The organism is Paractinoplanes brasiliensis (genome assembly GCF_004362215.1).
Classification (GTDB): domain Bacteria; phylum Actinomycetota; class Actinomycetes; order Mycobacteriales; family Micromonosporaceae; genus Actinoplanes; species Actinoplanes brasiliensis.
In genome coordinates this window covers 1,646,225-1,666,380 of sequence record NZ_SNWR01000001.1, presented here as the reverse complement: position 1 = coordinate 1,666,380, position 20,156 = coordinate 1,646,225, and the positions used below count along the sequence as shown (strand labels likewise).

The window sequence follows — 20,156 nt, the reverse complement described above, 5'->3', positions numbered from 1 at the left end:
AAGTGGATCGGTTCCTTCGGGATAGTTCGGTAGCGGATCATCTGTTACGGTCGGAGCATGAGTTCTCCGAGCGGGACCGAACGACGCCCCCCAGCCCTTGCGGTGCTGTGCGCGATGTCCTTGATGATCGTTCTCGACAGCACGATCGTGGCCGTGGCAGTTCCCGACATTCAGCGCGACCTCGGCTTCTCCGACGCCGGCGTGTCCTGGGTGGTCAACGGCTACCTGGTGGCGTTCGCGGGCCTGCTCCTGCTGGCCGGACGGCTCGGCGACCTGGCCGGGGCGTGGCGGGTCTTCCTCACCGGGCTGGCCGTCTTCACCGTGGCCAGCCTGCTCTGCGGCCTCGCCGGCACGGCGGCCCTGCTGATCGCCGGACGGTTCCTGCAGGGTGCGGGTGGCGCGCTGGCGGCGGCCGTCGTCATCGGCATGATCGTGCGGCTCTTCCCCGAACCCGGGGCGCAGGCCCGCGCGATGGGCATCTACAGCTTCACCCAGGCGGGCGGGGCCGCGGCCGGGTTCGTGCTGGGCGGCATGCTCACCGACGCGCTCGGCTGGCCGGTGATCTTCCTGATCAACGTGCCGATCGGCATCGCTGTGTGGGTGTCCGGCCGCCGTCTGCTGCCCCGCGAGGCCGGCCTGATGACGGCCCGGCGAGCCGGCTCGCCGCGCGAGGCCGAACTGATGGCGGTCCGGCGAGCCGACTCGCCGCGCGAGGCCGAACTGATGGCGGTCCGGCGACCCGGCTCGCCGCGCGAGTCAGGGCTGGGCCGGCGACCCGGCTCGCCGGGTGAACCCGGGCCGGGCCGGGGGCTCGACGTTTCGGGCGCTCTGCTGGTCACCGCGGGTCTCTCGCTCGGCGTGTACGCGATCGTCCGCGCCTCGGCGCCCGCCGGCGTCGTGACCGTCCTGCTGCTCCTCGGTTTCCTGCTGCGGCAGCGCCTCGCCCGCCACCCGCTGATCCCGCTCAAGATCCTGAGCCGTCGCCGGCTGCTGATCTCGAACGCGGCCGTCGTGCTGGTGTTCGCCACCGGCATGGGCTTCCAGTTCGTGAACGCCCTGTTCGTGCAGCGGGTGATAGGTTACGACGCGCTCGGCACCGGCCTGGCCTTCCTGCCGACCCCGATCGTCATCGGTCTCGTGTCGCTTTTCGCCGCACCCCGGCTGACCGGCCGCCTCGGCCCGCGCCCGGTGCTGATCGGCGGCCTGGTCGTCCTCCTCGGCGGTCTGCTGCTGCTCTCCCGCATACCGGCCACGCCCGCCTACCTCACCGACATGCTGCCCGCGCTGATCATCATGGGTCTCGGCATCGGCGTCACGATTCCGTCGATCATCATGCTGGCCATGGCCGGCGCCGCACCGGCCGAAACCGGCGTGGTCTCGGGTTTCATCAACACCGCGCAGCAGGCCGGAGGAGCGCTCGGCCTGTCGGTGCTGGCCGCCCTCGCCGCCGGCCGTACCGCCTCCCATGCCGGCTCGGCGACCGAGGCCCTGCACGCCGGATACACCCTGGCCTTCCTGGTGGCGTCCGGGTTCGTGCTGACGGCCCTGCTGATCACGACTTTCGCTTTGAGAACCCCGCTTTCCGTACGCCTCGTCGAGGCGCCAACCGCAACGGGGTAGCCCTGGGGGTTCCTCGCGACCAGGGCGGTAGGCCGGGCCGTAGCGCGCGACCGGGACGTTCCCGGTGGTCACCCACGACGCCGTCGCGCCGTTCCGGCCGGCACAACCCCCCACACCTCGGGGACGACCGGCCTCGCCATCGGCATCGCCGCCTTGAACCGCGGGGATGGGCGGTCCGGCGGTCGCGTTGTCGGCCGTACCGGGGGATGGGCGGTCCGGCGGTCGCGTTGTCGGCCGTACCGGGGGATGGGCGGTCCGGCGGTCGCGTTGTCGGCCGTACCGGGGGACGGGCGGTCCGGCGGTCGCGTTGTCCGCCGTACCGAGGAGACGGGCGGCCAGGCTGAACGCCGGACGGAAGCCGTGACGCTCGGGCGCGGCGTGGCCTCAGCGGCCGCGGGGCCGGCGTACGGGTTGGGGGCCCTGGTCCCTGGTGGTGTCGGCCAGCTGGGCGAGCGCCTCGACGAAAGCCGCGCGGGCGGCGTCGGGCATCGCGCTCAGGGCGTCGGTGTGCACCTCGTCGACGATTCGCTGGCCCTCGGCGGCGGCGAGACGGCCCTTCTCGGTGACGGCGATGATGCGGGCCCGGCGGTCGGTGGAGGAGGGGCGGCGTTCGGCCAGTCCGCGGCGTTCCAGTTCGTCGATGGTGCTGACCATGGTGGTCTTGTCGAGGTCGGCGAGGGCGGCCAGCTGGATCTGGGTGCGTTCCTCCTCGAGCGCGTGGACGAGCACGCACTGCATGCGCGGCGTGAGGTCGATGCCGGCGAGGGCGGCCGCGAGGCGGTTGGAGAGCGCGTGCCCGGCCATGTTGAGCAAGCCGGTGACGTCGCGCTCGGTGCGTTCCGGGGCGGACATCGGTCCAGCGTAACTCGGATCATCCGGTAGTGGATGATCCGGGGCCGGGACGGTCGGCGGACCTGCCCCCGTGTCGGCCCGCCGCCCGACCCGGCGGCTCCGATGTGGACAACCGTACGGTCGGCGACCGCGTGCTCACAACCGATTAACGATCACGCAGTCCGCGGAGGCGTCGAGCTCAGCGATCACGCGCCGCAGCAGCGCTCAGCGGGACGATCTCGCGCGGCGCGGCGGCTCGAGAATGATCACGCGGAAAGGCGCGCTGAGGCGGCTGGTTACGCGGGGAAGGTGCGCGTTGCGGCCGGCTACGCGCGTGACGGTACGGACGATCACGCGGTGCGGTGGAGACGATGGTCGAGCCGGCCATCGCGAGTGCGATGGCCGGCTGAGGTCACCCTGGGTCGGAGCGGCCCAGCGCCCGCTGTACGGCGATCGCGAGCTGGACGCCGCCCACCAGCGACAGGGCCAGCCAGACCGCGGCGGCGACGGTGGTCGAGGCGGTCATCAGCGCGGTCGGCAGCAGGCCGAAGATGGCGACCAGCACACGCGTGGGCCGTTCCGCCACGGTGACCACGCCGATCTCGGACATGCCCGCCGCGGCGGCGCGGGCCCGGCCGTACTCCTGCAGCCAGGACACCGCCCCAGCCGCCACGACCAGCCAATCCGGGGCGCCGGCCAGCCAGAACGCGGTCAGCCAGGCCAACTCGCCGAGCCGGTCGGCCACCGAGTCGTAGACGTAGCCCAGGCGGGTCGTGCGGCCGGTGATCACTGCGACGGCCCCGTCCAGGCCGTCGGCGAGCGCGGCCACCAGCACCAGCACGGCGGCGAGCAGCCCACCCCAGCGGCCCAGCAGCACGGCGGCCGGTACCGTCAGGCACACGAGCAGGCCCGCGGTGGTCACGGCCATCGGGCTGATCCCTCGCCGGGCGAGCCACGAGCCGATCCCGTACGCGATCCGGACCCACCCGCGTACGAGGAAGGACGCCCGCCTCGGGTCGAAGCCGCCGTGCAGCCCCGACCAGGCCGTGGCGTAGTCGTCCCAGAGCACGGTTATGCGGCAGCGGGCACGGGCGCCAGCAGTTGCCACACCTCACGGGTCGCCGTCGAACGGTTGAGCGTGATGAAGTGGATGCCCGGCACGCCCTCGTCGATCAGCCGCGCGCACATCTCGGCACACAGTTCGACCCCGAGAGCCCGTACGGCGGTCTCGTCGTCCGCGACCTTCTCGAAGCGGGCCAGCAGCGCCGGCGGGAACGGCGCGCCGGTCAGCTGCGACGACCGCTCGATGGTGGCCATCCGGGTCACCGGCATCACGCCGGGCAGGATCGGGGTGTCACAGCCGGTCGCCGCGACCCGGTCACGCAGGCGCAGATACTCGTCGGCCTCGAAGAACATCTGCGTGATGGCGAAGTCGGCCCCGGCGCGACATTTACGGACGAAATTCGCGGTGTCGGCCTCGACGTCGGGCGAGCGCGGGTGTTTGTACGGGAAGGCGGCGACCCCGACGCTGAAGTCGCCGGACTCCTTGACGAGGCGTACGAGATCTTCCGCGTACAGCACGCCCTCGGGGTGCCGGACCCACTCGCCCATCGGGTCGCCGGGCGGGTCGCCCCGTACGGCCAGCACGTTGCGGATGCCCGCCCCGGCCAGCCGCCCGATCACGTTGCGCAGCTCGGCCACCGAGTGGTTGACCGCTGTGAGGTGGGCCATCGGCAGCAGAGTGGTCTCGGTCGCCACCCGCTCGGTGACGGCCACCGTCGTGTCCCGCGTGGTGCCCCCGGCCCCGTACGTGATCGAGACGAAGCTCGGGCGCAGCGGCTCGAGCTCGCGGATCGCCTGCCACAGCAGCTGCTCGCCCGCGGGTGTCTTGGGCGGGAAGAACTCGAACGAGAACGTGGGGGTGGCCCCCCGGACGAGCTCACCGATCGCAGGCGTCGCGGGAAGCCGTGAGGGAAGTCCGAGAGCCATGCGATCACTCTACCGAGGCACTCCGCTACCGTCGTCCCGTGACCTCGCCCCTGGAAGCCGCCGACCTGCGTGCCCGTGTCGACAAGGCGCTGGCCGCCTTCCTCGGTGAGCAGCGTGCCCGCCTCATCGGCATCGACCCCGCTCTGTCGGCCGTGGCCGAGGCGCTCGAGGACTTCGTGCTCAAGGGCGGCAAGCGGCTGCGGCCCGCGTTCGCCTACTGGGGTTTCCGCGGGGCCGGCGGCGCCGACTCCGACCGGGTCGTGGCCGCGGTCGCCGCGCTCGAGCTGGTGCAGGCCAGCGCGCTGATCCACGACGACCTGATGGACCGCTCCGACACCCGGCGCGGTGAGCCCTCGGTGCATCGGCGGTTCGAGGCGCGGCACTCGGCGGCGGGCTGGCGCGGCGGGGCGGCGGCGTTCGGCGACAGCGCGGCCGTGCTGCTGGGCGACCTGGCGCTGGTCTGGTCGGACGAGCTGCTGCACACCTCGGGGCTCGGGCCCGGCGAGCTGACCCGGGCCCGGCCGGTTTTCGACGAGATGCGCACCGAGGTCACCGTCGGGCAGTACCTGGACGTGCTGACCCAGGCCACCGCCGACACGTCGCTGGACCGGGCGGGCAAGGTCGCCCGGTTCAAGTCGGCCAAGTACACGGTCGAGCGCCCGCTCCTGCTCGGCGCGGCGATGGCCGGGGCCGATGCCCAGCTGTGCGCGGCGTACTCCGGTTTCGGCCTGCCGCTGGGTGAGGCGTTCCAGCTGCGTGACGACGTGCTCGGAGTCTTCGGCGACCCCGCGCAGACCGGCAAGCCCGCCGGCGACGACCTGCGCGAGGGCAAGCGCACCTATCTCGTGGCGGCCGCGTTCGCCGCCCTGGGTGAGAAGGAACGCGCGGAGCTCGACGCCGGCCTGGGCGACCAGGGTCTCGACGACGCGCGCGTGGAACGGCTGCGGGCGCTGATCCGCGACAGCGGCGCGCTGACCGCCACCGAGCGCCGCATCGACGAGCTGATGACCGCCTCGCTGGCCGCCCTGGACGCCGCGCCGGTCGAGGCGGAGGCACGCGAGGTGCTGCACCGCCTCGCCGACGCCGCGACCAGGCGAATCGTCTAGAAGCCGAGGGCCTGGGCGCGCCTTTTCACCTCGCGGGCGCGGTCCCCGCCGAGGCTCGTCGCCGCGTTCCCGTCGAGCGTGTCATCCGGCTCGTACAGCCACCGCAGGGCCTCTTCTTCGTTGTACCCGGCGTCGCGCAGCAAGTTCAGGACGCCGGGGAGGTGCTTCAGCACCGTGCTGTTGGCCACCAGTTCGGCCGGGACCACGCGGATGCCGTCCCGGCGCACGGCGAGCAGGTGCCCGTCGCGAATCATCTGGTGCACCTTGCTGATCGACACGTCGAGCTTCGCGGACACGTCCGGCAGGTTGATCCACTCGGTCGGTCCGGCGGTTACGGAATCGCTCACACCTACAGCGTACGAGAGTGGAGAAGGAACCCGATGAGCCTGCTGCGCAGGACCCGTACGGAGTTTGCCGGCGCGTGGCGTTCACTGCGCTACGACATGGGCCGGGTGCCGCCGGAACCGCCCGCGGGCGGACCCGACATGACCTCGACCGGGATGGGCACCTTCGGCCTGCACGTCCCGATCGGCGACACCACCCCGTCGCCCGCGCACCGGCGTCCCCGGCGCGCCGTGGCGGTCACCGCCTTCGGCGCCCTGACCGTGGTCGGGGCGGCCGGGGCGTACCTGGCCGTGGTGAACGGGCTGGGCTCGATCATGTCGGAGAGCACGGCCGCCGCGGGCACGACGCCGCCGCGGGCCGCGGTCACCACCGCGGCCGGGATGGGGCCGTCCTCGGCGCCCGGCTCCGTCCGGCGTGCCACGGCCGGGGCGGCCGATCCGGCGCCGCCCGTGCCGGCGCCGGTCGATCCCGCCGGCCCGGCCGCGCCGGTCGCCGTGGCACCCTTGCCGCCGGGCTCGCCGGGCTCGCCGGGCTCGCCGGGCTCGCTTCCCAGGAGTCCGCACCGGACTCCCGCGAAACCGGCAAATCCGGAATGCCACTGCAAGCCGCCCGTTCCGACGCCGACGGCCCCGACGTCGTCGCCCTCGCCGACCCCGTCGCCGTCGCCGTCCCCGTCGCTTTCGTCCGATCCGGGAAGCGCCGAGCCGTCCCCGAGCGACTCCGCCGAGCCCGGTGAATCCGTCACACCGAGCCGGTCGTGGCATGGCCGACACCACAAGCGGAGGCACTAAATCCGCTTTTGCCGGGGCAGATCCGGCGGCTGCGGTGATCGGTCGTACCCGTTTGGACTCAGCTGTGACATCCTGGACTGCCCCCAACCGAAAGCCACATACACTTCACGCCGATGGACACCACAGTCGCCGACACGTTGATCGGCACGACGATTGACGGCCGCTACCGGATCACCGGTCGGGTGGCCCGTGGTGGCATGGCAACCGTCTACACCGCCACCGACGAACGACTCGAGCGCACCGTCGCTCTGAAGATCATTCACCCGTCGCAGGCGGCCAACGCCCACTTCGTCGACCGGTTCACCGACGAGGCCAAGACGATCGCCCGGCTCACCCACCCCAACGTCGTGGCCGTCTACGACCAGGGTCGCCACCAGGGCCTGCCCTATCTGGTCATGGAGTACGTGCAGGGCCGCACGCTGCGCGACCTGCTCACCCAGCGCCGCCGGCTCAACCCGGTGGAGGCGCTGGCGATCCTCGAGCAGATGCTCGCCGCGATCGCCGCCGCCCACCGCGCCGGCCTCGTGCACCGTGACGTCAAGCCCGAGAACGTGCTGGTGGCCGAGGCGCCCAGCGGGGGCGTGGCCAACCTGGTCGACGCCGTGGTCAAGGTGGCCGACTTCGGGCTGGCCCGCGCGGTCGAGGCGAGCAGCGCCGACGAGGGCGGCCAGCTGATGGCGACCGTTGCCTACGTCGCGCCCGAGCTGGTCACCGACGGCCACGCCGACGCGCGTACGGACGTCTACTCGGCCGGCATCGTGCTGTTCGAGATGCTCACCGGCCGGGTGCCGTTCGACGGCGACGACCCCGTCGCGGTCGCCTGGGAGCACGTCGACAACGACGTCCCGGCCCCGTCCGGCATCGTCCGCGGCCTGCCCTCGGTGCTCGACGACCTGACCGCCCGTGCGACCCGCCGCGACCCGGGCGCCCGGCCCACCGACGCCGGCGCGCTGCTGGCCGAGGTCCAGACGGTCCGCGACGACCTGGGCGCGGCCAACGTCGAGACCGCGCTGCTGCGCCAGGTCCCGCCCTCGCGCGGCCCCGTCGCCGACGCCACGACCATCGTGCCCGCCGTCGGCGCGGGCGACCGTCCGAACTGGGCCCGCCTGCCCAACCAGGCCCCCCGCGGCCAGCAGTACACCGCGGGACGAGTGCCCCGGTCGAGGTCGCGCTCGCTGGGCGCCGGCGCCGACCGGCGGCGCATTCTGCTCACCGCGGCCGTCGCGGTGATGGTGCTGGTCGTGATCGGCAGCACGTGGTGGGTGACCCTCGGGCGCTACACCGACTCGCCGCCCATGGTCAACATGACCAGGGCACAGGCCGAGCTGTACGCGCAGCAGAACGGCTTCGAGCTGCTCATCGGCGACGGCGCCTACAGCGAGACCCTGCCCAAGGACACCGTCGTCTCACAGGACCCGCCGGCCAACGAGCGGATCGTCCGGGGCGGCGTCCTCACGGTCAACCTGTCGCTGGGCCCGGAGCGCTTCGCCGTGCCCGACCTGGCCGGCCTCGAGCTGTCGGCCGCGCGCGGCGAGCTGGAGCAGATCAACCTCAAGCTCAAGGAGGGTGCGCGGCAGTACAGCGACACCGTCCCCGAGGGCGCGGTCATCTCCTCCGACCCCAAGCAGGGCACGCAGCTCAAGCGCGGCGCGACGATCACCGTCGTGCTCAGCAAGGGCCGCGCACCGATCCGGGTGCCCGACCTGACCGGCAAGAACATCAACGACGCCCGGGGCGAGCTGGCGCGGCTGGGCCTGACCGCGGCCGAGGTCTACAAGGACAGCGATCAGCCGGCCGACACGGTCATCGGGCAGAACCCGAAGCCGAACACCGGCGCGACCAAGGACGACACGGTCACGCTCGACGTCAGCAAGGGCCCGCCGCTGGTCACCGTGCCCGACGTGACCAACCAGCCGTGCCAGCAGGCCAAGGCCGCGCTGGAGGGCCAGGGGCTGCGCGTGCGCATCGACTTCAACGCCAACGCCGTCGTCCGCAGCCAGCAGCCGCCCGGCAACACGCAGGTGCCCCCGCAGACCGAGGTTGCCATCCAGTGCTTCTGAGTTCCCCGCCCGGCCGCCGGGTCGGGTCGCACACCAAGACGTCGGGTGGGCTGGCCAAGGCCGCCCTGCCCTACGTGGACGCCGCCGGGTCCGAGACGCTGCAGGTGTACGTCTCGAACTCGCGCGGCTGGGCCATGCCGCCGGGCGACCCGAAGCAGGACGTGCTGTTCCGCGACGGCATCGGCGAGCGCGACATCCCGGCGTACATCCACGCCTCTCTGCTGGTCAATCTGGGCTCGCCGACCGAGCTCACGGTGGAGCGGTCGGCCGCCGTGCTGGCCCATGCGCTCGAGCGGGGGCAGGCGATCGGGGCGACCGCCGTGGTCTTCCACGCCGGCAGCTCGGTCGACGAGGCGCACGAGGACAAGGCGTTCCACCAGCTCCACGAGGTGCTGCTGCCGCTGCTCGACCGGCCCGGCCTGCCCCAGCTGCTGGTCGAGCCGAGTGCCGGGGGCGGGCGCAGCCTGGCCTCCAAGGTGGAGGATCTCGGGCGTTACCTGGACGCCGTCGACAACCACCCCGGCCTGGGCGTCTGCTTCGACACCTGCCACGCGTGGGCGGCCGGGCACGACCTGGCCACGCCGGGCGGCATGACGGCGACGCTGGACGCGCTGATCGAGACCGTCGGCCGCGAACGCCTCAGGCTGATCCACGCGAACGACTCGAAGGACGACTGCGGCTCCACCCGGGACCGCCACGAGACGATCGGCCGGGGCCGCATCGGCACGGCCGCCTTCGCGGAGCTGATGAGCCATCCCGCCACGGCCGGGGTCCCGATCATCGTGGAGACCCCGACGGTCGAGCACGAGGGGCACGCGGCCGACATCGCGCTGCTGAAGTCGCTCCGCTAGTTGTCAACATTTTGTTGACTACACTGGCGGCATGGCGGACCTGAGCAAGCTGCGCGAGATCCCGGCCGCGCGAGCCCGGCTCGATCGCGAGGAGCTGGAGCTGATCGACCGGGCCCGGCGTGCGGGCGCGACCTGGGGCGAGATCGCCGGCGCGCTCGGGCTGCGCAGCCGGCAGGCCGCCGAGCAGCGCCGATTGCGTCTGGCCACCGCCGTGCCGCCTGCGGTCCCCGATTCGTACGGCCTGTCCGCCCTCCGGGAAGCCGCGCTTGAGCTGCATCGACGGGTCGGGGCGGACCGGCGCTGGGATCGGCGCTTCACCCGTGCCGTGCTGGTGCGCGAGACGCTGTCGGCAGTGCCCGGCGCCGCGGGCGGGGCCCTGTTCGCCCTGGCCGAGGCCGTGTTGACCGACCTCGCCGACGTTGCCGCCCCGTTGCCCGCGCCGACCCGGGCCGCCGTCGGCCGGTTGCGCGCCGCACTGGAGGCCGCGTCACCAAGACGTTGACAGATTGCCGCTCAACTCTGCACGATGTGAGTCCTCGCGACTCAACTCCGGAGGCGTCATGCGGCGCAATGCGGTCCTCTTCGTGCTGATCTCGCTGCTGTCCGGCTTCGGCAGCACGATCATGACGCTCGCCGCGGGCATCTGGGTGCTCGACCTGACCGGTTCGGTGAGCCTGGCCGCCCTGACCGCGATCTGCATCTACGCGCCGACCTTCGCCGCGCCCTGGCTGGGTGCGCTGGTCGACCGCGTGCCCCGCCGCCCGCTGGTGATCGGTGTCGACCTGGGCCTGGGCCTGCTGCTGCTCACCCTGCTGGCCGTCCGCTCGGCGCCGGCGGCGTGGCTCATCTTCGCCGTCCTGCTGGCCCGCGGCGCGAGCTACGTGCTGATCGAGGCGGGGGAGTCCGCGATCATGCCGTCCGCCCTGCCCGCGTCCATGCTGGGAGACGTCAACGGCTGGCGCTCCAGCGCCCAGGAGGGCACCAAGCTGATCGCCCCGCTGGCCGGGGCCACCCTGTACGCCTGGCACGGCCCGACGGCGGTGATCCTGCTGGGCGCCGCCATGCCGTTGCTGACCGCCGCCTGCTACGCGGCAGTCAAGCTCCACCCGGCATTCATCACTCGGCCGCAGCCCACAGCCGGCACCCCACCCCACCATTCGTCCGCGCGTATCGAGGCGGTCGGCGGTGGCGAAGAGGGCCTCTCGGCTGTGGCGGGCGCCGGGCGGCCGGGGCTCAGGGAGGGTTTGCGGGTTTTGTTCAGCGTGCCCGCCGTGCGCAATCCGGTGCTGCTGGCCGCCGTCGCCATTGGCGGGTCGGGGCTGAAGGATGCGGCGGTGCTTGCCCACCTGGTGCACGACCTGCATCTGCCGGCCACACACCTGGGTTTCCTCGGCACGGCTCAGGGCGCCGGCTCGATCGTCGGTGGGCTGATCGTCGGTCGTGTGCTGGCCCGGCGCAGCACGATCACCGTGGCCGCCATCGGCGCGGTTGTCTTCGCGGCGGGGTGTGTCTCGCAGGCGCTGCCGTGGTTCCCCGCGATGGTCGCCGGGAGCGTCGTGATCGGCGTCGGGCTGCCCTGGACCTTGATCGCCGCCGTAACCGCTGTGCAGACGCTGACCCCCGATCACCTGCTGGGCCGGGTGGCCGCGACCTCCAACACGGTCATGTTCGGCCCGGTCGCCCTCGGCATCCCGCTGGGCGCCGCCGCCATCCACATCGGCGCCGTGGTCCCGCTGGTTGTCGCCGCGGCGGCCAGTGCCGCCGCCGCCGTTGCCGCGGTTCGCGCCGCCCGCGTGCCCCAGCCGGCATCGACGCCGACGTGATCGGGGTCCGGGACGCTGGGGTGCCGAGCCGGCATCGACGCGGAGGCGATGGGGTCTGTCGGCGCCCGCATGAGGAACGCCGGCGGCGGGTTCGAGCGTGGCCGCGCGGTGGGCGGGCGACGGCGAGGCCGCAACGGCATCGAGGCCGGCCCCGTGCGGGACCGGCCTCGATGAACGTGCGTCAGAGCTGCTTGCGGACGGCCTTGCGGTAGTCGCTGTTGAGGCGGCCGATCAGCGTGAGCGGGATGCCCTTGGGGCAGACCTGCGAGCATTCGCCCATGTTGGTGCACCCGCCGAAGCCGGCGTCGTCCTGCGCCTGCAGCATGTCGATCACGCGGGTGTCGCGTTCCGGCTGGCCCTGCGGCATGAGGCCGAGGTGGGCGACCTTGGCCGCGGTGAACAGCATTGCCGAGCCGTTCGGGCAGGCGGCCACGCAAGCGCCGCAGCCGATGCAGGTGGCGGCCTCGAACGCCAGGTCGGCGTCCTTCTTGGGCACCGGGGTGGCGTGCGCCTCGGGGGCGGCGCCGGTCGGGGCGGTGATGTAGCCGCCGGCCGCGATGATCTTGTCGAGGTTGCCGCGGTTGACGACCAGGTCCTTGATCACCGGGAAGGCGGCCGCCCGCCACGGCTCGACGTCGATCTTGTCGCCGTCGGAGAAGTGCCGCATGTGCAGCTGGCAGGCGGTGGTGTTCTTCTCGGGGCCGTGGGCCACCCCGTCGATCACCATGCTGCAGGCGCCGCAGATGCCCTCACGGCAGTCGTGGTCGAAGGCGATCGGGTCGTCGCCGTCGAGGATGAGCTTCTCGTTGAGAACGTCGAGCATCTCCAGGAACGAGGCGTCGGGGGAGATGTCCTTGACGTCGTACGTGACCATGCGGCCGGAGTCCGTGGCATCGGACTGGCGCCACACGCGTACCTGGATGTCCATTACTTGTAGCTCCGGGTGCTCGGGTGGACGTACTCGAATTCGAGCTGTTCCTTGTGCAGGATGGGCTTGGCGCTCTCGCCGGTGGCGTACTCCCAGGCCGCGACGTAGCTGAACTCGTCGTCGTGGCGCAGCGCCTCGCCGTCGGGGGTCTGCGACTCGGCGCGGAAGTGCCCGCCGCACGACTCGCGGCGGTGCAGCGCGTCGATGCACATCAGCTCGCCCAGCTCGAAGAAGTCGGCGACACGGCCGGCCTTCTCCAGGTTCTGGTTGAGCTGCTCACCGGTGCCGGGCACCTTGACCCGCTGCCAGAACTCGTCGCGCAGGCTGCGGATGAGCCCGATGGCCTTGGTCAGGCCCTCCTCGGTGCGCTCCATGCCGCAGTACTCCCACATGATCTGCCCGAGCTCGCGGTGGAAGCTGTCGACCGTACGGTCGCCATTGATCTTGAGCAGGCGCTCGATGCGATCCTCGACCGACTTGCGCGCCTCGGCGACCGCCTCGTGATCCGCCGAGACCTTCTCGAACGGCCCGTTGGCCAGGTAGTTGCCCAGCGTCGTCGGCAGCACGAAGTAGCCGTCGCCCAGCCCCTGCATCAGCGCGGACGCGCCGAGCCGGTTGGCGCCGTGGTCGGAGAAGTTGGCCTCGCCCACCACGAACAGGCCCGGAATGGTCGACTGCAGGTCGTAGTCGACCCAGAGGCCGCCCATTGTGTAGTGCACCGCGGGGTAGATGCGCATCGGGACCTCGTACGGGTCCTCGCCGGTGATCCGCTGGTACATCTCGAACAGGTTGCCGTATTTGGCCTCGACGGCCTTCTTGCCGAGGCGCTTGATCGCGTCGGCGAAGTCCAGGTAGACGCCCAGACCGCCGGGCCCGACGCCGCGGCCCTCGTCGCAGACGTTCTTGGCCGCGCGCGAGGCGATGTCCCGCGGCACCAGGTTGCCGAACGAGGGGTAGATCCGCTCGAGGTAGTAGTCGCGGTCCTCCTCGGGAATCTCGGCGGCCGGCTTCTTGCAGTCCTCGGCGCGCTTGGGCACCCAGACCCGGCCGTCGTTGCGCAGCGACTCGCTCATCAGCGTGAGCTTGCTCTGGTGGTTGCCCGACTCCGGGATACAGGTCGGGTGGATCTGTGTGTAGCAGGGGTTCGCGAACAGCGCGCCCTTGCGGTGCGCACGCCACGACGCCGTGACGTTGCAGCCCTTGGCGTTGGTCGAGAGGAAGAAGACGTTGCCGTAGCCGCCCGAGGCGAGCACGACGGCGTCGGCCATCTCGGTGGTGATCTCGCCGGTGACCATGTCGCGGACGACGATGCCGCGGGCCTTGCCGTCGACGACGATCAGCTCGAGCATCTCGTGGCGCGAGTTCATCTCGATGTTGCCGAGGCCGATCTGCCGTTCCATGGCCTGGTAGGCGCCGAGCAGCAGCTGCTGACCCGTCTGGCCGCGGGCATAGAACGTGCGGGACACCTGGGTGCCGCCGAACGAGCGGTTGTCGAGCAGGCCGCCGTACTCGCGGGCGAACGGCACACCCTGCGCGACGCACTGGTCGATGATGTTCACCGAGACCGTGGCCAGCCGGTAGACGTTCGACTCGCGGGCGCGGAAGTCGCCGCCCTTGACGGTGTCGTAGAACAGGCGGTAGATCGAGTCGCCGTCGTTGCGGTAGTTCTTGGCGGCGTTGATGCCACCCTGCGCGGCGATCGAATGTGCCCGCCGCGGGCTGTCCTGATAGCAGTACGACTTGACGTGGTAGCCCGCCTCGGCCAGCGTCGCCGCCGCGGAGCCGCCGGCCAGGCCGGTGCCGACCACGATCACGGTCAGCTTGCGGCGGTTGGCCGGGTTGACCAGCTTGGCGTTGAACTTGCGGCGCTCCCAGCGCGTCTCGATCGGGCCCTCGGGGGCGGCGGTGTCGGCGATCGGGTCGCCGTCGTTCCAGAAGTCAGCCATGTTCAGTCCACCAATCCGACGAGAACCGCGAACGGCACCGAGAGGTAGCCGACAACCAGCACCACCGACAGCACCAGGGCCGTCGCGCGGGCGTAGAACTCGCCGCGCGGGCTCTGCAGGCCGAGCGTGCGTACGGCGCTCCACAGCCCGTGCCGCAGGTGGAAGCCGACAGCCACGATCGACAGGGTGTAGAACAGCGTCACGTACCAGCGGGACGGCGCGAAGTCCTCCGCCACGTTGCGGTACACCTCGCCGGTGACGCCGTGCGGGTTCAGGTTCAGCGTGGTCAGGTCGAGGATGTGGTAGATCACGAAGAGCAGGATGATCACGCCGCCCCAGCGCATCGTGCGGGCCGCGTAGCTGCCCTGCACCTTCTGCCGGTGCACGTACTTGACCGGCCGGGCCAGCCGCGCCCGCCGGGCCAGGATCACCGCGGCCGCGATGTGCCCGACCACCGCCACGGTCAGCACGCCGCGCTGGATGTAGAGGAACCAGGCCTCGGGCAGCACCGGGGTGCCGACCGACCGCAGCCAGTGCGCGTAGTGGTCGAAGCTCTCCTCGCCGAAGAAGATCTTCAGGTTGCCGATCATGTGCACGTACAGGAAGGCGACGAGCAGGAAGCCCGTCACCGCCATGAAGATCTTGAGCGCGACCGAGGAGCGCCGCTTAGCTGGTCTGCCCGGAGCGGGCGCAACCGCCGCCGACTTCCGGGTCGAAGTATCTACCGCCACACCGACCGACGGTATGAAGCTGTATGCGATTCGTCTAATGCATGATCGAAGCAGTCATCATAGAGATAAGCTATCGATGTGCAGCTCCAGCAGCTCCGGTACTTCCTCATGGTGGAGAAAACCCGGCATTTCACCCAAGCAGCGGACATTCTGGGCGTCTCGCAACCGACCCTCAGTAAGCAAATTCACACGCTCGAAGCCACCCTCGGAGCGCCGCTTTTCGAGCGGATTCGTGGTGGTGTGTCCCTGACGGCGGCGGGCCAGACGCTGTTCCCGCTCGCCCAGCGCATGGTGGCCGACGCCGACGCGGCCCAGGAAGCGGTCTCCGACATCGTCGGCCTGCGCCGCGGCGAGGTGCGGCTGGGCGCCACCCCGAGCCTGTGCTCGTCGCTCGTGCCCGAGGTGCTGCGCACGTTCCGCGCGGCCCATCCCGACATCCAGCTCTACGTCAACGAGGGCGGCTCCCAGGACCTGATCGAGAACCTGCAGGCCCACACCCTCGACCTGGCCCTGATCGTGCAGCCCGAGGAGGGCGTCGACGACTCCCTGAGCACCACCCCCGTGCTGCGCGAGAGCCTGGTCGTGGCCTCGGTGGCCGACGGCCCGCCGCCCACGCCGCACGCGCAGATCGCCCTCTCCGAGCTCGAGCACACCCCGCTGGTCATGTTCCGCGCCGGCTACGACATCCGCGGCGTCACCCTCGAGGCCTGCCAGAAGGCCGGTTTCGCCCCGAAGTTCGCCGTCGAGGGCGGCGAGATGGACGCGGTGCTGGCCTTCGTCGAGGCCGGCCTCGGGGTCGCGCTCGTGCCGAGCATGGTGCTGGCCAACCGTCCCCTGCTGCGTGCCACCCCGCTGGCCCCGCCCGGCATGCGCCGCACCATCGCCCTGGCTCACCGGAAACGTTCGGTGCTGCCGCACGCCGCCCAGGCCCTGCGCGCCACCCTGCTCCATCACGTCGCCACCCAGAAGCTGCCGCTGGGCGTTCGTCCTCTTTGACCCCATTCCCCCGTACGCCTCGTCGGGCGCGCCGCGTCCCCGAGGGGCTTCCGGCAAGCCGGTGCGAATTCTGTGTGCAGTTGCGTACCGGAAAGCGGACTTAGCATCGTCGCTGTGCTGCATGGCGAGTTCGAGGATCCGCGCCGCGTCGAGGTGTTCGACCCGGCACTGCTCACAAGTCACGTCGCGCAGTTCCTCGTCCGTGACGAGCAGTGGCTGTCGACCTTGGAGGCGTTGCGCCGGTCGCTCGTCGCCGGCGTGCGATCGGTCTTCGGCGGCCGGGATCCGGAGGACCGTCGAGGGGAGCGGCGGAGTCCCGTCGGCTCACGTCGGACCGTGATCACCGATGATGGTGACCAGATCGATACATGGACAGAGGTGAATTTATTGGACGATGGGGCAACCGATTTCAGGCGCCACTACGTGTTCACGCAGGGTGACGAGTTGACCGGCTCGGCCACGTTACGTTTCCACTTCGAAAATGAGATCAGGACAACTGTTGAAGCGGCCCGCCTCGATGTCGGCCGGGGCTGCGGCGGGTGGCCGAAAGAGCCCGTCGGCACAGGTGAAGATGGGGAATTGATCGTGGCCGCGGCGGCGCGGCCGCGGGGTGCGTGGTCCGTCCCGGCGGGACTGTCGGCAATGTGCCAATAGGGGGCGGGCGGTTGTCGGCCGCCGAGATGTGATTACTATTCGCTCACGTTGCAGAGAGACCGCTCGATGTCGTGATCAAGGTCGGAGAAGGCCGGCCGCGTCGCGGAGCGCGTCGGAGTCGAGGGAGAGGTGGGTGCGATGTCGGAACTGACCGGGCGCAATCAGCCGTCGGCGGACGAGCCGGTGACGCACCACGGACCCCCGGGCGGCGGCGCCGGGCGCGTCCTGCTCGCCGCCGCGATCGTGCTCCTGCTGGTCGCGGTGGCCGGCGGCACCACCTGGTGGATGTACACCCGGGAGCCGGCCCCGACCACGAACACCGCGACGACCGTCAAGCCGTCGACCCCGCCCGCCTGCCCCGGCGTCAAGCTGCGCGTGGCCGCCGCCCCCGAGATCGCGCCGATCGTGCGCGCCGCGGCCAAGCGGCTCGACGACAGCCCGGCCGACCCGTGCGACCTGATCACCGTCGTGGCCGAGGAACCCGGCAACACCGTCGCCGCCGCGGCCAAGCCCGACGTCTGGATCCCCTCCAGCAGCGCCTGGCTGAACATCGCCAACGCCGGTGGCGCCGCCTTCGCCGCCCAGGGCAAGCCGATGGCGTACTCGCCGATCATGCTGGCCGCCCCGACCGCCGTCACCGACTCGCTCAGCAAGGCCGGCCGCACGTCCTGGGCCCAGCTCACCGGCGCCGTCGCCGCCGGCCGGATCGTATCGGTCACCATGCCGGACGCCCGGACCAGCACGGTCGGCCTGCTGTCGGTCCACGGCGTCAACGCCGCCATGGCCCGCACCACCCCCGACAGCGGCATCGCCCAGCTGCGCGCGCTGACCCTGCGCAGCCGGCTCAAGGAGGCCTCGGCCGACCCGGCCAAGGTGATCGCCAAGATCGCCGAGCAGTGGAACACCAACGGCGTGGTCTACGACGTGGGCGTCTTCCCGGTCGTCGAGCAGCAGCTCAAGGCCTACCAGCGCGGCAAGCACACCGTGCAGCTCAAGGGCGCGTACCCGGCCGACGGGCTGGTCCAGGCCGACTACCCGTTCGCGGTGGCCAAGAACAACCAGGACGTCGAGCTGACCGCCCAGCTGCGGGCGGCGATCACCCGCTCGTCGCTCGTGCAGGCCGGTTTCCGCCCGGCCCCCATGCCGGACGCGTTGCCGCTGCCGGCCCAGCCCGGCGACCTGCTCACCCCGGCCACGATGTGGAGCGAGTACAAGTCGCTCGCCACCCAGGTGCTGCTGCTCATCGACGCCTCCGGCTCGATGAACCAGAAGATCGAGGCGCCCGGTGGCCGAAGCCTCACCCGGGCCGCGCTGCTGCGCGAGTCGGGCCGGTTCGCCGCCGACCTGTTCTCCGAGGACACCACCGTCGGCATGTGGTATTTCGGGCAGCCCACGCCGACCAGCCCGGCCCATCGGGAGATCGTCCCCTACGGACCGATCACCGAGCAGGTCGACGGCAGCAAGACCCGTCGCGACGCGCTGGTCAAGGCGATGGACACGTATCGGGCCGCCGAGAACTCGGGCACCCCGCTCTATCAGACAGTGCTCGACGGGGTCGCCGAGATGCGGGAGAAGGTCGCGCCGGGCACGGTGACGCTGGTCGTGGTGCTGACCGACGGTGAGGACGGCGAGTCCACCTTCAAGATGACCCAGCAGCAGTTCATGGCCAAACTGGCCGGTGAGCAGGACCCGAGCCGCCCGGTGCCGATCATCGCGGTCGGTTACGGCCCCGACGTCGACATGAAGGCGCTCAACGACATGTCGGCCGCCACCGGTGGCAAGGCGTTCCCGGCCACCAACCCGGCCGACCTCTCCTCGGCCATCGCCAAGGCGTTCCTCGCGGCCCACGCCCCCCGATAGCCGCCCCCACGCCCCGATAGCTGCACCCACGCCCTCGGGGTAGCCGGCTGCCGCGCCCGCAGATGCCGCGCCCGCAGATGCCGCGCCCGCAGATGCCGCGCCCGCGGGGGCCGCGGCCGCGGGGGCGGGGCGGACCGCTGGGGTCTGCGCGGCCCGGCCGCGCTCGCTCCTCCGTGTCTGCCTACGCGGGGCCGATGCGGTCGGCCACCATCTGGGCCGACAGGGTGACCATGGGCAGGCCGCCGCCGGGGTGCACCGAACCGCCCACCAGGTGCAGCCCGCCCACCGGGCCGTGGTTGACCGGCCGCACGAGCCCGCCCGCGGTGCCGTAGATGGCCCCACCCGGCGCGCCCGTCGCCTCTGCCAGGTCGGCGGGCGTCCGTGTCTCCCGGAAGACCAGCCGATCCCGTACGTCGAGACCACGCGCGGCAAGCACATCGAGGACCTGATCCGCGTACGCCTGGGCCAGCCCTTCCCGCCGCCAGTCGACGGCTCGCCACCCGAGACCGTGCCGCGGCGCGTTGACCAGCACGAACCAGGCCTCACAACCGTCGGGGCGCACGCTCGGGTCGGCGGCCCGGGTGACGAACACGGTCGGGTCGGCGGCCGGTCGTGCCCGCCGCGAGGCCGAACCGAAGATCGAGTCGAACTCGGCGTCGTAGTAGGACGGGAAGAACACGGTGTGGTGCGCCAGCGCCGGAGTCTCCCCGCGCACGCCCAGCAGCAGCACGAACCCGGCCAGGCTGCGATCGGCGAGCCCGGTCAGCCGGCGCGGCTCGGGCAGCAGGTCGCGATAGACCGTGAGCGCGTCCACATTCGAGACCACTTCGTCGGCGGCGTGGAAAGAGCCGTCCCCCAGCCGTACGCCGGTGACCCGCCCCCGCGCCGTCTCGATCCGCTCGACCGGCGCGCCCGGAACGATCCGCACCCCGGCCTCGGCACAGTTCGACGCCAGCGCGGTCGCGAGCCTGCCCAGCCCGCCCGGCACATACCAGCCCCCGAACGCCAGCTCGGCGTACGGCACCGCAGCCAGCGCGGCGGGCGCCCGTCGCGGATCGGCCCCGGTGTAGGTCGCGTACCGGTCGAGCATCATCCGCAGCCGCGGGTCGCGCAGGTAGCGCCGCCCCAGCGACCGCAGCGTGCGTCCCGGGGCGATCGCGGCCAGGTCCCCGACCCGCCACGACAACCCGGCCAGCGACGCGGGGGTGACCGGATTGCGCAGCACCGACCGCCACGACGCGTCCCAGATGCGCCGGGCCCGATGCCAGAACCGGTCCCAGTCGTACGCCGCCTCGGCGCCCAGCGCGTCCCGGATGCGGTCGAGGAACTCGGCGTGCACCGGCGACGAGTCGAGAACCGTGCCGTCGCCGAAGACGTGCCGCACCACCGGGTCGAGCGGCTCCAGATCGAGCGCGGCCTCGGTGAACACCTGGGGGAGCGTCAGCAGGCTGGGTCCGGTGTCGAAGCGGAAGCCGTCCCGCTCGTACACGCCGAGCTTGCCGCCCAGGCAGCCGGACCGCTCGAACACCGTCACCGCGTGACCTGTCCGGGCCAGCCGTACGGCCGCGGTCAGCCCGCCCACGCCGGCTCCGATGACGACGACTCGGCTCATAGCGGGCACCACT

General features: G+C 71.8%; 18 protein-coding genes. 9 read left to right on the top strand and 9 right to left on the bottom strand.

Annotation, left to right across the window (positions count from 1 at the left end):
- The first annotated feature begins 57 nt into the window (after nt 1-57).
- Entirely contained in the window at nt 58-1,620 is a 1,563-nt protein-coding gene (locus tag C8E87_RS07045) for an MFS transporter (RefSeq protein WP_341771730.1), read from the top strand.
- A gap of 384 nt (nt 1,621-2,004) precedes the next feature.
- Here C8E87_RS07045 and C8E87_RS07040 read toward each other — a convergent pair whose 3' ends face one another.
- The 3 genes from C8E87_RS07040 to metF all read right to left on the bottom strand — a co-directional run bounded on the left by C8E87_RS07040 (nt 2,005) and on the right by metF (nt 4,440).
- Nucleotides 2,005-2,472, bottom strand: a complete 468-nt coding sequence (locus C8E87_RS07040) for a MarR family winged helix-turn-helix transcriptional regulator (protein ID WP_133872327.1) — start codon at nt 2,470-2,472, stop codon at nt 2,005-2,007.
- 391 nt (nt 2,473-2,863) lie between these two features.
- Complete coding sequence (locus C8E87_RS07035) at nt 2,864-3,520, bottom strand: CDP-alcohol phosphatidyltransferase family protein (protein ID WP_133872326.1); 657 nt, start codon at nt 3,518-3,520, stop codon at nt 2,864-2,866.
- Between the two features lie 2 nt (nt 3,521-3,522).
- On the bottom strand, nt 3,523-4,440 hold the full coding sequence (gene metF / locus C8E87_RS07030) for a methylenetetrahydrofolate reductase [NAD(P)H] (RefSeq protein ID WP_133872325.1): 918 nt from the start codon (nt 4,438-4,440) through the stop codon (nt 3,523-3,525).
- 50 nt (nt 4,441-4,490) lie between these two features.
- Between metF and C8E87_RS07025 the strand changes: the two genes are divergently transcribed.
- Nucleotides 4,491-5,546, top strand: coding sequence for a polyprenyl synthetase family protein (locus tag C8E87_RS07025; RefSeq protein ID WP_133876676.1), 1,056 nt, complete (start codon nt 4,491-4,493; stop codon nt 5,544-5,546).
- Here the strand turns inward: C8E87_RS07025 and C8E87_RS07020 are convergent.
- Both C8E87_RS07020 and C8E87_RS07015 read right to left on the bottom strand, forming a co-directional pair.
- On the bottom strand, nt 5,543-5,893 hold the full coding sequence (locus C8E87_RS07020) for an Rv2175c family DNA-binding protein (RefSeq protein WP_133872324.1): 351 nt from the start codon (nt 5,891-5,893) through the stop codon (nt 5,543-5,545). The two genes, C8E87_RS07025 and C8E87_RS07020, sit on opposite strands and share 4 nt — an antisense overlap.
- A gap of 89 nt (nt 5,894-5,982) precedes the next feature.
- Nucleotides 5,983-6,636: a hypothetical protein gene (locus C8E87_RS07015; protein ID WP_133872323.1), complete on the bottom strand. Its 654-nt coding sequence runs from the start codon at nt 6,634-6,636 to the stop codon at nt 5,983-5,985.
- 159 nt (nt 6,637-6,795) lie between these two features.
- On the opposite strand from C8E87_RS07015, the gene pknB reads away from it, so the two are divergent.
- From pknB to C8E87_RS06995, 4 genes are read left to right on the top strand one after another with little or no spacing between them, the layout of a single operon-like run.
- A complete protein-coding gene (pknB, locus tag C8E87_RS07010) occupies nt 6,796-8,742 on the top strand; it encodes a Stk1 family PASTA domain-containing Ser/Thr kinase (RefSeq protein ID WP_133872322.1) in 1,947 nt (648 codons plus the stop codon).
- Entirely contained in the window at nt 8,733-9,593 is an 861-nt protein-coding gene (locus C8E87_RS07005) for a deoxyribonuclease IV (RefSeq protein WP_438866016.1), read from the top strand. Before pknB ends, C8E87_RS07005 begins: the two co-directional genes overlap by 10 nt.
- Nucleotides 9,594-9,624: 31 nt before the next feature.
- The gene (locus C8E87_RS07000) at nt 9,625-10,095 is read left to right on the top strand and encodes a hypothetical protein (protein WP_133872321.1); all 471 of its coding nucleotides are present in this window, start codon (nt 9,625-9,627) and stop codon (nt 10,093-10,095) included.
- A 58-nt stretch (nt 10,096-10,153) separates the two neighbouring features.
- On the top strand, nt 10,154-11,416 hold the full coding sequence (locus C8E87_RS06995) for an MFS transporter (RefSeq protein ID WP_133872320.1): 1,263 nt from the start codon (nt 10,154-10,156) through the stop codon (nt 11,414-11,416).
- Between the two features lie 181 nt (nt 11,417-11,597).
- On the opposite strand, the gene C8E87_RS06990 is transcribed toward C8E87_RS06995, so the two are convergent.
- From C8E87_RS06990 to C8E87_RS06980, 3 genes are read right to left on the bottom strand one after another with little or no spacing between them, the layout of a single operon-like run.
- A complete protein-coding gene (locus tag C8E87_RS06990) occupies nt 11,598-12,344 on the bottom strand; it encodes a succinate dehydrogenase/fumarate reductase iron-sulfur subunit (protein WP_133872319.1) in 747 nt (248 codons plus the stop codon).
- Nucleotides 12,344-14,290, bottom strand: a complete 1,947-nt coding sequence (locus C8E87_RS06985; RefSeq protein WP_133872318.1) for a fumarate reductase/succinate dehydrogenase flavoprotein subunit — start codon at nt 14,288-14,290, stop codon at nt 12,344-12,346. The genes C8E87_RS06990 and C8E87_RS06985 overlap by 1 nt, the downstream gene beginning before the upstream one ends.
- A 2-nt stretch (nt 14,291-14,292) precedes the next feature.
- Nucleotides 14,293-15,021, bottom strand: a complete 729-nt coding sequence (locus C8E87_RS06980) for a succinate dehydrogenase cytochrome b subunit (RefSeq protein ID WP_133872317.1) — start codon at nt 15,019-15,021, stop codon at nt 14,293-14,295.
- 72 nt (nt 15,022-15,093) lie between these two features.
- On the opposite strand from C8E87_RS06980, the gene C8E87_RS06975 reads away from it, so the two are divergent.
- From C8E87_RS06975 to C8E87_RS06965, 3 genes are all read left to right on the top strand, one after another.
- Nucleotides 15,094-16,017 (top strand): LysR family transcriptional regulator, encoded by a 924-nt coding sequence (locus C8E87_RS06975; protein WP_203720928.1) that lies wholly within the window; start codon nt 15,094-15,096, stop codon nt 16,015-16,017.
- 114 nt (nt 16,018-16,131) lie between these two features.
- Nucleotides 16,132-16,671: a hypothetical protein gene (locus tag C8E87_RS06970; protein WP_133872315.1), complete on the top strand. Its 540-nt coding sequence runs from the start codon at nt 16,132-16,134 to the stop codon at nt 16,669-16,671.
- 138 nt (nt 16,672-16,809) lie between these two features.
- Complete coding sequence (locus tag C8E87_RS06965; protein ID WP_133872314.1) at nt 16,810-18,531, top strand: substrate-binding domain-containing protein; 1,722 nt, start codon at nt 16,810-16,812, stop codon at nt 18,529-18,531.
- A 181-nt stretch (nt 18,532-18,712) separates the two neighbouring features.
- Here the strand turns inward: C8E87_RS06965 and C8E87_RS06960 are convergent, their stop codons facing one another.
- Nucleotides 18,713-20,143, bottom strand: a complete 1,431-nt coding sequence (locus C8E87_RS06960) for a phytoene desaturase family protein (protein ID WP_133872313.1) — start codon at nt 20,141-20,143, stop codon at nt 18,713-18,715.
- Nucleotides 20,144-20,156: the final 13 nt, after the last annotated feature.

Bases quoted from the DNA above. Each gene is read 5' to 3' on its own strand.
- C8E87_RS07045 (WP_341771730.1), top strand. From the start codon at position 58: ATGAGTTCTCCGAGCGGGACCGAACGACGCCCCCCAGCCCTTGCGGTG.
- C8E87_RS07040 (WP_133872327.1), bottom strand. From the start codon at position 2,472: ATGTCCGCCCCGGAACGCACCGAGCGCGACGTCACCGGCTTGCTCAAC.
- metF (WP_133872325.1), bottom strand. From the start codon at position 4,440: ATGGCTCTCGGACTTCCCTCACGGCTTCCCGCGACGCCTGCGATCGGT.
- pknB (WP_133872322.1), top strand. From the start codon at position 6,796: ATGGACACCACAGTCGCCGACACGTTGATCGGCACGACGATTGACGGC.
- C8E87_RS07000 (WP_133872321.1), top strand. From the start codon at position 9,625: ATGGCGGACCTGAGCAAGCTGCGCGAGATCCCGGCCGCGCGAGCCCGG.
- C8E87_RS06995 (WP_133872320.1), top strand. From the start codon at position 10,154: ATGCGGCGCAATGCGGTCCTCTTCGTGCTGATCTCGCTGCTGTCCGGC.
- C8E87_RS06990 (WP_133872319.1), bottom strand. From the start codon at position 12,344: ATGGACATCCAGGTACGCGTGTGGCGCCAGTCCGATGCCACGGACTCC.
- C8E87_RS06985 (WP_133872318.1), bottom strand. From the start codon at position 14,290: ATGGCTGACTTCTGGAACGACGGCGACCCGATCGCCGACACCGCCGCC.
- C8E87_RS06965 (WP_133872314.1), top strand. From the start codon at position 16,810: ATGTCGGAACTGACCGGGCGCAATCAGCCGTCGGCGGACGAGCCGGTG.
- C8E87_RS06960 (WP_133872313.1), bottom strand. From the start codon at position 20,143: ATGAGCCGAGTCGTCGTCATCGGAGCCGGCGTGGGCGGGCTGACCGCG.